Annotated in this window: 9 protein-coding genes; 7 read left to right on the plus strand and 2 right to left on the minus strand. The window is 64.4% G+C overall.

What is annotated here, in order from left to right; all coding sequences use genetic code 11:
• Together BUC40_RS12800 and BUC40_RS12805 are read left to right on the plus strand one after the other, a co-directional pair.
• On the plus strand, nucleotides 1-608 hold a 608-nt coding region (locus BUC40_RS12800), incomplete at its 5' end, for a TRAP transporter large permease subunit (protein WP_139272178.1).
• A gap of 282 nt (nucleotides 609-890) precedes the next feature.
• Nucleotides 891-2,792 carry a beta-ketoacyl synthase gene (locus BUC40_RS12805; RefSeq protein ID WP_073266275.1) on the plus strand — a complete coding sequence of 634 codons (1,902 nt, stop codon included), beginning with the start codon at nucleotides 891-893 and terminating at the stop codon, nucleotides 2,790-2,792.
• A gap of 105 nt (nucleotides 2,793-2,897) precedes the next feature.
• On the opposite strand, the gene cysQ is transcribed toward BUC40_RS12805, so the two are convergent.
• Nucleotides 2,898-3,719, minus strand: a complete 822-nt coding sequence (gene cysQ, locus BUC40_RS12810) for a 3'(2'),5'-bisphosphate nucleotidase CysQ (protein ID WP_073266277.1) — start codon at nucleotides 3,717-3,719, stop codon at nucleotides 2,898-2,900.
• Nucleotides 3,716-4,282 (minus strand): ADP compounds hydrolase NudE, encoded by a 567-nt coding sequence (gene nudE, locus BUC40_RS12815; protein WP_073266279.1) that lies wholly within the window; start codon nucleotides 4,280-4,282, stop codon nucleotides 3,716-3,718. The genes cysQ and nudE overlap by 4 nt, the downstream gene beginning before the upstream one ends.
• Nucleotides 4,283-4,415: 133 nt before the next feature.
• Between nudE and yrfG the strand changes: the two genes are divergently transcribed.
• From yrfG to urtA, 5 genes are all read left to right on the plus strand, one after another.
• Nucleotides 4,416-5,075, plus strand: coding sequence for a GMP/IMP nucleotidase (yrfG, locus tag BUC40_RS12820; protein WP_073266281.1), 660 nt, complete (start codon nucleotides 4,416-4,418; stop codon nucleotides 5,073-5,075).
• A gap of 452 nt (nucleotides 5,076-5,527) precedes the next feature.
• Nucleotides 5,528-7,324: an allophanate hydrolase gene (gene atzF / locus BUC40_RS12825; protein WP_244160647.1), complete on the plus strand. Its 1,797-nt coding sequence runs from the start codon at nucleotides 5,528-5,530 to the stop codon at nucleotides 7,322-7,324.
• A 73-nt stretch (nucleotides 7,325-7,397) separates the two neighbouring features.
• Nucleotides 7,398-11,024, plus strand: coding sequence for an urea carboxylase (uca, locus tag BUC40_RS12830; protein WP_073266285.1), 3,627 nt, complete (start codon nucleotides 7,398-7,400; stop codon nucleotides 11,022-11,024).
• 1 nt (nucleotide 11,025) lies between these two features.
• Nucleotides 11,026-11,748, plus strand: a complete 723-nt coding sequence (locus BUC40_RS12835; protein ID WP_073266287.1) for a GntR family transcriptional regulator — start codon at nucleotides 11,026-11,028, stop codon at nucleotides 11,746-11,748.
• Between the two features lie 66 nt (nucleotides 11,749-11,814).
• Nucleotides 11,815-13,080: an urea ABC transporter substrate-binding protein gene (gene urtA, locus BUC40_RS12840; protein ID WP_073266289.1), complete on the plus strand. Its 1,266-nt coding sequence runs from the start codon at nucleotides 11,815-11,817 to the stop codon at nucleotides 13,078-13,080.
• The last annotated feature ends 6 nt before the right edge of the window (nucleotides 13,081-13,086 follow it).

The following is a 13,086-nucleotide window of genomic DNA, read 5'->3' on the forward strand; positions in this document are numbered from 1 at the left end:
TCATCCTGGGCGGCATCTACTCGGGCATGTTCACGCCGACCGAAGCCGCTGCGGTGGCCGCGGTGTACGCGGCCTTCGTGGCGATCTTCGTCTACAAGGACATGACCATCCGCGAATGCCCGAAGGTGATCATCGAGGCCGGCAAGCTGAGCGTGGTGCTGATGTTCATCATCGCCAACGCCATGCTGTTCGCCCACGTGCTGACCACCGAGCAGATCCCGCAATCGATCACCGCCTGGGTCGTCGAGCAGGGCTTCAGCCCGATCGAGTTCCTGATCGTGGTGAACATCGTGCTGCTGATCGCCGGTACCTTCATGGAGCCGTCGGCAATCATCCTGATCCTGGCGCCGATCCTCTTCCCGATCGCCATGCAACTGGGCATCGACCCGATCCACCTGGGCATCATCATGGTGGTGAACATGGAAATCGGCCTGATCACGCCGCCGACGGGGCTCAACCTGTTCGTCACCTCGGCGGTCACCGGCATGCCGCTGACCCGTGTGGTACGCGCCGTGTCGCCATGGCTGCTGGTGATGCTGGGCTTCCTGCTGCTGGTCACCTACGTGCCGTTCATCTCGCTGGGGCTGCCGAACTTGCTGGGCATGTAACCCGAGATCTTGATGTGAAGAAACCCGGCACCAGTGCCGGGTTTTTTATTTGCGCCCCCCAGGGTCAATGGCAATTGCGATCCGGTTCGTGCCGCCGCTCGCGATAACGGGTAACCTTGTATCAAGTCGTGACTTGTGGGTCATGGATCGCGTCAGCATAGGCACCTGAATAGTCATCATGGCGCCTTTCTCTATCAGAAATGCTCGCCTCGCCTCGATCCGCTGACCCGGCACCCAACTGATAAAGATGGGGCCGATCTAATTAGTTGAAGGAGTGTCCGCGTGAAGTCTCGTTTGCCTGTGATCGTCGGTTTCGGTGGCTACAATGCCGCTGGCCGCAGCTCCTTCCACCACGGTTTTCGCCGTACGGTGATCGAATCGCTGGACGAACAGGCACGTCGCGAAACGCTGGTAGGCCTGGCGGTGATGACCAAACTGGTGCGCGTGGTGGAAGGCCGTTACCAGAGCCCGGAAGGCGAAGCCCTGTCCCCTGCCGACATCGAGCGCCGCTACGGCGCGCAGATTCTCGCCTCGACCCTGGTTCGGCGCATCGAGAAGCAGCACCTGGATCCCGATGCGACCCATTGGCACAAGAGCATCGCCGTAGGTGGCGAAGCGGGCAGCCTGACCTTCGTCAGCAACCGCAAGCAGTTGCCTGAACCGCTGCCGGCCAACTGGACGGTCGAGGAGCTCGGCGGCAACGAGGTGCGCGTCACCCTGCATGACAACTGTGAATTCAAGGTCGACAGCTATCGCGCGCTACCGGTGAAATCCGCCGGCCAGCTGCCGACCGGCTTCGAGCCTGGCGAGCTGTACAACTCGCGCTTTCACCCCCGCGGCCTGCAGATGGCCGTGGTCGGCGTGACCGACGCACTGCGCGCCACCGGCGTGCCATGGCAGACCATCGTCGATCACGTTGCCCCCGACGAGATCGCCGTGTTCGCTGGCAGCATCATGAGCCAGCTCGACGAGAACGGCTTTGGCGGTCTGATGCAGTCACGCCTCAAGGGCCACCGCGTCAGCTCCAAGCAGCTGGCACTGGGCCTGAATACCATGCCGGCCGACTTCATAAACGCCTACGTGCTGGGCAGCGTCGGCACCACCGGCAGCGTCACCGGCGCCTGCGCGACCTTCCTGTACAACCTGCAGAAGGGCATCGAGCAGATCAACGCCGGCAAGGCTCGTGTGGTGATCGTCGGCAACAGCGAAGCACCGATCAACGCCGAATGCATCGAGGGCTACGGCGCCATGGGCGCACTGGCCACCGAAGACGGCCTGCGCCTGATCGAAGGCAAGGACGACGTCGACTTCCGTCGCGCCAGCCGCCCGTTCGGCGAAAACTGCGGCTTCACCCTGTCCGAAGCCTGCCAGTTCGTGGTGCTGATGGACGACGAGCTGGCCCTGCAGCTGGGTGCCGATATCCATGGCGCTGCCACCGACGTGTTCATCAACGCCGACGGCTTCAAGAAATCCATTTCCGCCCCCGGCCCGGGCAACTACCTGACCGTCGCAAAAGCGGTAGCTGCCGCCACGCAACTGGTCGGTATCGACGCCGTGCGCCAGCGCAGCTTCGTGCATGCCCACGGCTCCAGCACGCCGGCCAACCGGGTCACCGAATCCGAGCTGCTGGACCGCGTCGCTGCCGCCTTCGCCATCGACAGCTGGCCGGTAGCGGCGGTGAAAGCCTTCGTCGGCCACTCCCTGGCCACCGCCAGCGGCGACCAGGTGATCTCCGCGCTGGGCACCTTCAAGTACGGCATCATCCCGGGCATCAAGACGATCGATGAAGTCGCGCCGGACGTGCACCAGCAGCACCTGAGCATCAGCAACGTCGACCGTCACGACCAGCGCATGGACGTGTGCTTCATCAACTCCAAGGGTTTTGGCGGCAACAACGCCAGCGCCGTGGTGCTCGCCCCCCATGTGGTCGAGCGTATGCTGCGCAAGCGCCATGGCGAGGCGGCGTTCAGCGCCTACCAGCAGCGCCGAGAACAGACCCGCGCCACCGCCCAGGCCTACGATGAGCAGGCGACCAAGGGTCAGCTGGATATCATCTACAACTTCGGTAACGATCTGATCGACGACAGCGAAATCGATATCGGCTGTGAGCAGATCAAGGTGCCGGGCTTCGCCCAGCCTCTCGTCTATAAACAGGATGATCGCTACAGCGACATGCTCGACTGATCCGGTAACGGGATGCGGGAGCGGCGGGGACGCCAAGTCCATGCCCGCGAACGCTCGTCAAGGCGAGCCCGGCACAAGCCGGGTCGCCTGGTTAACGACCTGTCACTAGCCCAGCACCTTTGCCTCTTCCACGATCAGCTCACGCCACGCGGCATCCGTCGGCAGCGCCAAGAAGAACGGGTTGAGCAGCGACTCGCGGGCGTCATAGCGCAGCGGCTCGCCCTGCAGCGTCAACACCGCGCCACCAGCGCCCTCCAGCACGCCTTGCGCCGCCGCGGTGTCCCACTGCGAGGTAGGCGCCAGGCGCGGGTAGAAGTCGGCGCTGCCTTCGGCCAGTTGGCAGAACTTCAGTGAGCTGCCGACGCTGACCCGCTCGATCTCGCCGAAACGGGCCACCAGCGCGGCTAGCAACTGTTCCTGAAGGGCGCTGCCATGGCGGCGGCTGGCGACCACAGTCAGGCCACTAGTCGGCGTCTCGCGCACACTGATCGCACGCGGCTGCTCACCCGGCTCAACGCGCCAAGCGCCGAGCGCGCGGCCGCCATGGTAGATCACGCCCCTAGCCGGAATACCAACCACGCCAAAGACCACTTCACCGTGCTCGATCAACGCCACGTTGACGGTGAACTCCTCGCTATCGGCGATGAACTCCTTGGTGCCGTCCAGGGGGTCGACCAACCACCAGCGCGACCAGCCGGCGCGCTCGCCCAGGGCGATATCGGCATCTTCCTCGGACAGCACCGGAATGCTTGGCTCCAGCGCCTGCAGCCCGTCGGCCAGGATGCAATGCGCGGCCAGATCGGCAGCGGTGACCGGCGAGGCATCGGCCTTCTCGACCACCTCCACGCCCTGGCACCAGAACGGCAGAATGGCCTCGCCTGCGCGCTGCACCAGCTCCAGCACGCCAGGCAGCAACGGATGACTCATCGGCTCAGCTCCCCGCGCTGTTCCAGCAGGTCACGTACCAGATACAAGGCTGCCAGGGCGCGGCCTTCGCTGAACTGCGGGTGCTGGATCAGCGCGGACAACTCGCGCAGACTGACCTTGTCGACCCGCAAAGGCTCGGGCTCATCGCCGGGCAGGGTTTGCGGGTACAGATCGCGGGCCAGCACCACTTGGATCTTCTGGCTCATGTAGCCCGGCGACAGGCTCAGTTCGGTAAGGTGCTCGAGGCGGCGAGCGCCGAAGCCAGCCTCCTCCTGCAGCTCGCGATTGGCCGCATCGAGCACGTCTTCGTCCGGCTCAATCAGCCCTTTGGGCAGCGACAGCTCGTACTCGCCGGTGCCGCCGCAGTATTCCTCGACCAACAGCACGTGCTCGTCATCGGCCATCGCCACGATCATCACCGCGCCATGGCCGGTGCCGCGCCCGACTAGCCGCTCATAGGTGCGCTCGGCGCCGTTGCTGAAGCGCAACTGAATCTCCTCGACACGGAACAGGCGGCTGCTGGCGACGATCTCGCGAGCGGTGATGGTGGGCTTCTGACGCATGGGTGAGTCCTGCTGCTGGGCTGACCGGAACGGTTATCATACCGCGCCTGCCCCGATTGTCTGCGCCCTCGGCGTAGCATTTGACGACCTGCGGGCACCTTGCAGCCATTTACCGTTTAGAGAGTTAGCCACCATGAACCTGCCCTGGTCCGATATCGACACCGTTTTGCTGGACATGGACGGCACCCTGCTGGACCTGCACTTCGACAACCACTTCTGGCTCGAACACCTGCCGCAGCGCTATGCCGAGCACCATGGCGTGAGCCGCGCCCTGGCCGATGCCGAACTGCAACCGCTGTTCACCGAGCATGCCGGCCAGCTGAACTGGTATTGCACGGACTTCTGGAGCCGTGAGCTGAAGCTGCCGATCAAGGAGCTCAAACGTGAAGTCGCTGACCTGATCGCTCTGCGCCCGGACGCCGACACCTTTCTCGCTGCCATCCGCCAGGCCGGCAAACAGGTGGTGATGATCACCAACGCCCACCGCGACTCGCTGTCGCTGAAAATGGAGCGCATCGAACTGGCGCCCTACTTCGACCGCATGATCAGCTCCCATGATTACGGTTATCCCAAGGAAGACCAGCAGTTCTGGTCGACCCTGCAGCAAGACCTAGCGTTCGAGCCGGCGCGCAGCCTGTTTATCGACGACAACCTCCCGATTCTGCGCAGCGCCGGGCGCTTCGGCGTGAAACACCTGCTAGCGGTGTACGAGCCGGATAGCCGCAAGGGCATGAAGGACACGGAGGAATTCGAGGCGGTGGGCGATTACCGAGATTTGCTGAACGGACTGTAGATAGAACAATGGTTACTGAAAGGCGGAAGCAGCCATTCGTAGGGTGGATGACGCTTCACCCATCCACCGACTTGCAATCGCAATGGTGGACAAAAAGAGCATTGTCCACCCTACATTCTTATTCAGGATTGCAGTTTTTGTAGGAGCGGGCGGGGACGCCTAGTCCATGCCCGCGAAAATTGAGAGACAACCTTTCTGTAGCGCTGGCATACCAGAGGTCGCTTCGCGGGCATGGCCCGCTCCCACAGATGTAGATGCCGACTTACAACTTACCTTACTCCCGCCCGAGCATCACACCGCACCAAAAGGCTTCGCTTGCGCCCCGCCGCGGTGCGAAAACAACCAAAACCCTCACAATTAAAATATAAGTTACATACAAATCAATAACTTAAAAAATGGCACCGCTCTTGCTCTAGTGATTTCAACTTGGATACAAGATGGAATCTCAGCGCATGTCCCACGCCTCCTTCGCCTTCACCCTCGCCGACTGGCAACAGGCTTACCGTGACGCCGCCCAACCCGCCGATTTGCTGCATGGCCTGCTCGCCGAGCTAAGCCTTGCCGACAACGCCTGGATCAGCCTCGCCACCGTAGCGCAGCTCGATGCCCAACTGAGCCACCTGCAGGCGCTACTCGACCAGGCCGAAGGCAAGCAAAGCGAGCTGCCACTCTACGGCGTGCCCTTCGCCATCAAGGACAATATCGACGCGGCCGGCTGGCCAACAACGGCGGCATGCCCCGAGTTCGCCTACCAGGCCGAAGCCGACGCCACGGTGGTTGCCCGTCTGCGCGCTGCCGGCGCTATCCTGATCGGCAAGACCAACCTCGATCAGTTCGCCACCGGCCTAGTTGGCACCCGCTCGCCCCATGGCGCGGTGGTCAACAGCTTCAACCCGAACTACGTCAGTGGCGGCTCCAGCTCCGGCTCGGCCAGCGTGGTCGCCCGCGGCTTGGTGCCGTTCTCCCTGGGCACCGATACCGCAGGCTCGGGCCGCGTACCTGCGGGCTTCAACAACATCGTCGGGCTCAAGCCGACCAAGGGCTGGCTGCCGAATACCGGCCTGGTGCCGGCGTGCCGCACCGTGGACTGCATCTCGATCTTCACCCTCACGGTGGGCGATGCCGAAACCGTGGCGGGCATCGCTGGTGGCTACGACGCTGCCGACGCCTACTCACGGCAAAACCCCAACAGCGCACCAGTCGGTATGCAGGCCGCACCGACCTTCGCCGTACCGGACAGCCTGGAATTCTTTGGCGATGCCCAGACCCAGGCGGTTTTCGAGCAGGCACTGGAGCAACTGAAAAACCTTGGCGTGACGCTCAAGACCATCGACTTCAGCCCCTTCCGCCAGTTGGCCGAGCAGCTCTATTACGGCCCATGGGTCGCCGAGCGTACGGTTGCCGTGGAAGGCGTCGACCCGGCGCATATCGACCCGGTAGTGCGCGGCATCGTCGAAAACGGCCACCAGTACAGCGCCTGCGACGCCTACAAGGCCGAGTACCTGCGCGCCAAACTGAGCCGCCAGATCAACGATGCACTGGTTGGCTTCGACGCTTTGGTGGTGCCAACCTCGCCGACCATCCGCAGCCTCGCCGAAATGCAGCAGGAGCCGGTGCTGTTCAACAGCCAGTTCGGCACCTACACCAATTTCACCAACCTCGCCGACCTCTCCGCCCTGGCCGTACCCGCCGGGCTGCGCAGCGACGGCCTGCCCGCCGGCATCACCCTGCTCGCCCCGGCCTGGCACGACCGCGCCCTGGCGGCCTTCGGCAAACGCTGGCAGGCCAGCCTGGAGCTGCCGCTGGGTGCCACTGGCCGCGCTCTGCCAACCCAGCCACCGGCCACCGCGGTACCGGCTGGCAGCGTGCGAGTCGCCGTGGTCGGCGCGCACCTGACCGGCATGCCGCTGAACTTCCAGCTGACCACCCGCGACGCGGTGCTGGTCGAGCAAACCCTGACCTCGCCGGATTATCGCCTCTACGCCCTGGCCGGCACCGTACCGCCGAAACCGGGCCTGGCGCGCAGCGCTGACGGCACCTCGATCATCGTCGAGCTGTGGGACATCCCACTGGCGCGCTTTGGTGAGTTCGTCGCCGAGATCCCCGCACCGCTGGGCATCGGCAACCTGACCCTGGCCGACGGGCGCAGCGTGAAGGGCTTTATCTGCGAGCCCTGGGCGCTCGGTGATGCCCGCGACATCACCAGCTTCGGCGGTTGGCGTGCCTTTATCGCCAGCACACGGACGTAAACCACGCCACGACAAGAACGCATGGCGGATCAGTCATCCGCCTCATGCCAGCCGACACGAAGAAGGGTTAGCCATGTTCCATACCGTACTGATCGCCAACCGTGGCGAGATCGCCGTCCGCGCCATCCGCACCTTGAAGCGCCTGGGCGTAAAGAGCGTGGCGGTGTATTCCGATGCCGACCGCAATGGCCAGCACGTACGTGATGCCGACGTGGCCGTAGCCCTCGGCGGCGACAAGGCCGCCGACAGCTACCTGCGCATCGACAAGATTCTCGCCGCTGCCAAAGAAACCGGCGCCCAGGCAATCTACCCCGGTTATGGTTTCCTCTCGGAAAGCGCTGAGTTCGCCGAGGCCTGCGAAAACGCAGGGATCGCCTTTGTCGGCCCGACGCCGACGCAGATTCGTGAGTTCGGCCTCAAGCACCGCGCCCGCGAGTTGGCTGCTGAAGCTCAGGTGCCGATGGCGCCCGGCACTGCGCTTTTGGAGAGCCTAGAAGAAGCGCTGGCTGCCGCCGAAACCATCGGTTACCCGATCATGCTCAAGACCACCGCCGGCGGTGGCGGCATCGGCCTGACCCGCTGCGCCGATGCCGTGGCTCTGGCCAGCGCCTACGACAGCGTCAAGCGCATGGGCGAGCAGTTCTTCAGTGACGCAGGCGTATTCATCGAGCGCTTCGTCGACCAGGCTCGACACGTCGAAGTGCAGATCTTCGGCGACGGCAACGGCCGCGTGGCCGCCCTTGGCGAGCGCGACTGCTCGCTGCAGCGGCGCAACCAGAAGGTGGTCGAGGAAACTCCAGCACCAAACCTGCCGCAAGCCACCCGCGAGCGTCTGCATGCCGCTGCCGTGCAGCTTGGCGAGTCGGTGAGCTACCGCAGTGCCGGCACCGTGGAGTTCATCTACGACGCCGCCCGCGACGATTTCTACTTTCTCGAAGTGAACACCCGCCTGCAGGTCGAGCACCCGGTCACCGAGATGGTCACCGGCCTCGATTTGATCGAATGCATGCTGCGCGTGGCCGCCGGTGACGAGCTGGACTGGGCCGCCCTTAGCCGCGCCCCGCAAGGCGCCGCCATCGAAGTGCGCATTTATGCCGAAGACCCGCTGAAGAACTTCCAGCCCAGCCCGGGCGTGCTCACTGACGTGCATTTCCCGGACGATGTGCGCGTCGATGGCTGGGTCAGTACCGGCAGCGAGGTGTCGGCGTTCTATGACCCGATGATCGCCAAGCTGATCGTCCATGCGCCAAGCCGCGATGAGGCCATCGCCAAGCTGCAGAAAGCCTTGGGCGAAACCCGCCTGCACGGCATCGCCAGCAACCTCGATTACCTGCGTCAGGTGGTGGCCGAGCCGCGCTTTCACAGCGCGCAGATCTGGACGCGCCTGCTTGATACCTTCAACTACAGGGCCCAGGTGGTCGAAGTGCTGGAGCCCGGCACCTACAGTAGCGTGCAGGACTTCCCCGGCCGCCTCGGCTACTGGGACATTGGCGTGCCGCCGTCCGGGCCGATGGACGATTACGCATTCTGCCTGGCCAACCGCATCGTCGGTAACCAAGAAAGTGCCGCCGGGCTGGAATTCACCCTGCAGGGCCCGAGCCTGCGCTTTCACAGCGATGCGCTGATCGCCCTCGCCGGTGCCGACTGCCCGGCCGAACTGGATGGCGAAGCGGTGCCCTACTGGACGCCGGTCGCCATCAAGGCCGGCCAGGTGCTCAAGCTTGGCCGCGCGCAAAGTGGCTGCCGCACCTACCTGGCGGTGCGTGGCGGCTTCGATGTGCCGGTGTACCTGGGCAGCCGCTCGACCTTCGCCCTCGGCCAGTTTGGCGGCCATGCCGGGCGTACCCTGCGCACCGCCGACATGCTGGCCATCTCCCAGGAGCTGCCCGCCTGCACCACGCCGGCGCCGGTCAGCGAGCCACAGGCGCTGGATGCCAGCCTGATTCCCGAATACGGCACCACCTGGAACATCGGCGTGCTCTATGGGCCCCATGGTGCGCCGGATTTCTTCACCCCTGAGGCCATCGAAGAATTCTTCGCTGCCGACTGGCAGGTGCACTACAACTCCAACCGCCTGGGCGTGCGCCTGTCCGGGCCAAAGCCGAGCTGGACCCGCGCCGACGGCGGCGAGGCTGGCCTGCATCCATCCAACGTGCATGATTGCGAATACGCCATCGGCGCCATCAACTTCACTGGCGACTTCCCGGTGATCCTCACCAAAGACGGCCCCAGCCTCGGCGGTTTCGTCTGCCCGGTAACCATCGCCAAAGCCGAGCTGTGGAAGGTCGGCCAGGTCAAGCCGGGGGACACCCTGCGCTTTCACCCGATCAGCTTCGAGCAGGCACAGGCGCTAGAGCAGGCGCAACTGGCCAGCCTGCAGAGCCTCAGCGCGGTCAGCGCCGCGCAACTGCCAGCACCGAGCCTGCAGCCGGGCGAAACGGTATCGGCCACCATCCTCGCCGAACTGCCGGCCGATGGCAGCCGCCCCCGCGCGGTCTACCGCCAGGCGGGCGATGCCTACATTCTGCTCGAATACGGCGACAACGTGCTCGACCTGGCCCTGCGCCTGCGCGTGCACCTGCTGATGGAGGCGCTCAAGGCCCAGCCGCTCGCTGGCCTGGAAGAACTGGCGCCCGGCGTGCGCTCCCTGCAGCTGCGCTACGACAGCCGCGTGCTGCACCAGCAGGCGCTGCTCGATCACCTGCTGGGCCTGGAAGCCAACCTGGGCGATGTGGCGAATCTCAAGGTGCCGACCCGTATCGTCCACCTGCCAATGGCCTTCGAGGACAGCGCCACCCTCGCTGCCGTCACCCGCTACAGCGAGACGGTGCGCAGCCAGGCACCGTGGCTGCCGAACAACGTCGACTTCATCCAGCGCGCCAATGGCCTGGCCACCCGCGAAGAAGTACGCGACATCCTGTTCGACGCCAGCTACCTGATTCTCGGCCTCGGCGACGTCTACCTCGACGCACCGTGCGCCGTGCCGCTCGACCCGCGCCACCGGCTGCTCAGCTCCAAGTACAACCCGGCGCGCACCTACACCGCCGAAGGCACCGTGGGCATCGGCGGCATGTACATGTGCATCTACGGCATGGACTCGCCCGGCGGTTACCAACTGGTCGGCCGCACCCTGCCGATCTGGAACAAGTTCGTGAAGAACGCCCAGTTCGAGGGCGGCCAACCGTGGCTGCTGCACTTCTTCGATCAGGTGCGTTTCTACCCGGTCAGCGAAGCCGAGCTGGACGACTTCCGCGAGGCATTCCGCGAAGGCCGCGCGCAGATAGAGATCGAGCAGAGCACCTTCGATTTCGCCGAGTACCAGGGCTTTCTTGCCGACAACGCGGCGAGCATCGAGGCCTTCCAGCGCCAGCAGAAGCAGGCCTTCGATGCCGAAGTGCTGCTGTGGCGCGACGACGATGCAGACAGCCACACCGCGCCAGCGTCGGGTCTGGACGATGACGAGGCCGTCGACGGCCACCTGGTCAGCGCCGACATGAGCGGCAGCGTGTGGAAGGTGCTGGTCGAGCCCGGCCAGTACGTCGAGGCCGGTGCCACCCTGCTGGTGGTCGAGGCGATGAAGATGGAACTGGCGGTCACCGCGCCGCTGGCAGGCACGGTCAAGGCTGTGCGCTGCCAACCGGGCAAGGCGGTCCACCCGGGCGACGCGCTGCTGGTGCTCGAACCGGGCGAGGCAGCCTGAGATGCAACTGGTCGCCCCGATCAGGCGCGGTAAGGAGCGCCCGGAGAACCTCGCCGAGCGCATCTACGGGCAGCTCAAGGACGACATCTTCGAGTTTCGCCTGCTGCCCGGTGACCGCTTCAGCGAAGGCGAAGTCGCCGAGCGCATGGCGGCTAGTCGTACGCCGGTGCGCCAGGCGCTTTATCGCCTGGAGCGCGAGGGTTATCTGGAGGTGTATTTCCGCAGCGGCTGGCAGGTCAAACCGTTCGACTTCGCGCACTTCGAGGAGCTTTACGACGTGCGCATCGTCCTCGAACAGGCGGCGGTCAAGCGCCTGTGTGACCGCGAAGCGGAGCAAACCCCTACCCTGCTGAGCGAGCTGAAACACATCTGGATGGTGGCGCCCGAACAGCGCCTGGAAGACGGCCGCGAAGTGTCACGGCTCGACGAACGCTTTCACTGCCAACTGGTGGAAGCCACCGGCAACCGCGAGATGGCCCGCCTGCACGGCGAGGTCAGCGAAAAGATCCGCATCATCCGCCGCCTGGATTTCACCCAGACGCCGCGGGTGGAAGCCACTTACGACGAACACGCACGGATTCTCGGCGCGATCCTGTCGCGCCGCTGCGAAGAGGCACAGCTGTTGCTCAAGGCCCACATAGAGGTCAGCAAGGCGGAAGTGCGCAAAATCACCCTGCACATGCTGCACAGCGCCCGCCAGCGGGCCGTGCAGGCGCAGGGCTGACGTGATGTCCCTTGATCCACTGCCAACAAAACAACCACTTAATTGTTAGTGAATGGAGATCGTTCTATGCAACGTCGCAGCCTGATCAAGGCCTTTACCCTTTCCGCCTCCATCGCCGCTATGGGCCTGACCTGGACCGCGCAGGCCGCCGAGACCATCAAGGTCGGCATCCTGCACTCGCTGTCCGGCACCATGGCCATTTCGGAAACCTCGCTCAAAGACATGGCGCTGATGACCATCGACGAGATCAACGCCAAGGGTGGCGTGCTCGGCAAGAAGCTCGAGCCGGTGGTAGTCGACCCGGCCTCCAACTGGCCGCTGTTCGCCGAACGTGGCCGCCAGCTGCTGACCCAGGACAAGGTCGCGGTGACCTTCGGCTGCTGGACCAGCGTGTCGCGTAAATCGGTGCTGCCGGTCTACGAGGAACTCAACGGCCTGCTGTTCTACCCGGTGCAGTACGAGGGCGAAGAGATGTCGCCGAACGTGTTCTACACCGGCGCCGCGCCGAACCAGCAGGCGATTCCGGCGGTGGAATACCTGCTCAGCGAAGACGGCGGCGCCGCCAAGCGCTTCTTCCTGCTCGGCACCGACTACGTCTACCCGCGCACCACCAACAAGATCCTGCGCGCCTTCCTGCACAGCAAGGGCGTGCAGGACAAGGACATCGAAGAGGTCTACACGCCGTTCGGCCATAGCGATTATCAAACCATCGTCGCCAACATCAAGAAATTCTCCGCCGGCGGCAAGACAGCAGTGGTGTCCACCGTCAATGGCGACTCCAACGTGCCGTTCTACAAGGAACTGGCCAACCAGGGCATCGAAGCCACCGACGTGCCGGTGGTGGCCTTCTCGGTAGGGGAAGAAGAGCTGCGCGGCATCGACACCAAGCCGCTGGTCGGCCACCTGGCGGCCTGGAACTACTTCCAGTCGGTGGAGAACCCGGTCAACGAGAAGTTCGTCGCCGACTGGAAGGCCTACGCCAAGGCCAAGAAGCTGCCGAACGCCGACACCGTGGTGACCAACGACCCGATGGAAGCCACCTACGTGGGCATCCACATGTGGGCCCAGGCGGTCGAGAAGGCCGGTACCACCGACGTCGACAAGGTACGCGCCGCCATGGCAGGCCAGGAGTTCGCGGCGCCGAGCGGCTTCACCCTGAAGATGGACGAGAAGAACCATCACCTGCACAAGCCGGTGATGATCGGCGAGGTCCAGGAAGACGGCCAGTTCTCGGTGGTCTGGGAAACCAAAGGGCCGATCCGCGCCCAACCGTGGAGCCCGTATATCGAAGGCAACGACAAGAAAGCCGACACCCCGGTGAAGTCGAACTGATCCGAG

The organism is Phytopseudomonas punonensis, from assembly GCF_900142655.1.
Lineage (GTDB): Bacteria > Pseudomonadota > Gammaproteobacteria > Pseudomonadales > Pseudomonadaceae > Aquipseudomonas > Aquipseudomonas punonensis.

Coding starts and splice junctions, on each gene's coding strand:
- cysQ (WP_073266277.1), bottom strand. CDS start 3,719: ATGAGTCATCCGTTGCTGCCTGGCGTGCTGGAGCTGGTGCAGCGCGCA.
- nudE (WP_073266279.1), bottom strand. CDS start 4,282: ATGCGTCAGAAGCCCACCATCACCGCTCGCGAGATCGTCGCCAGCAGC.
- yrfG (WP_073266281.1), top strand. CDS start 4,416: ATGAACCTGCCCTGGTCCGATATCGACACCGTTTTGCTGGACATGGAC.
- atzF (WP_244160647.1), top strand. CDS start 5,528: ATGTCCCACGCCTCCTTCGCCTTCACCCTCGCCGACTGGCAACAGGCT.
- uca (WP_073266285.1), top strand. CDS start 7,398: ATGTTCCATACCGTACTGATCGCCAACCGTGGCGAGATCGCCGTCCGC.
- BUC40_RS12835 (WP_073266287.1), top strand. CDS start 11,026: ATGCAACTGGTCGCCCCGATCAGGCGCGGTAAGGAGCGCCCGGAGAAC.
- urtA (WP_073266289.1), top strand. CDS start 11,815: ATGCAACGTCGCAGCCTGATCAAGGCCTTTACCCTTTCCGCCTCCATC.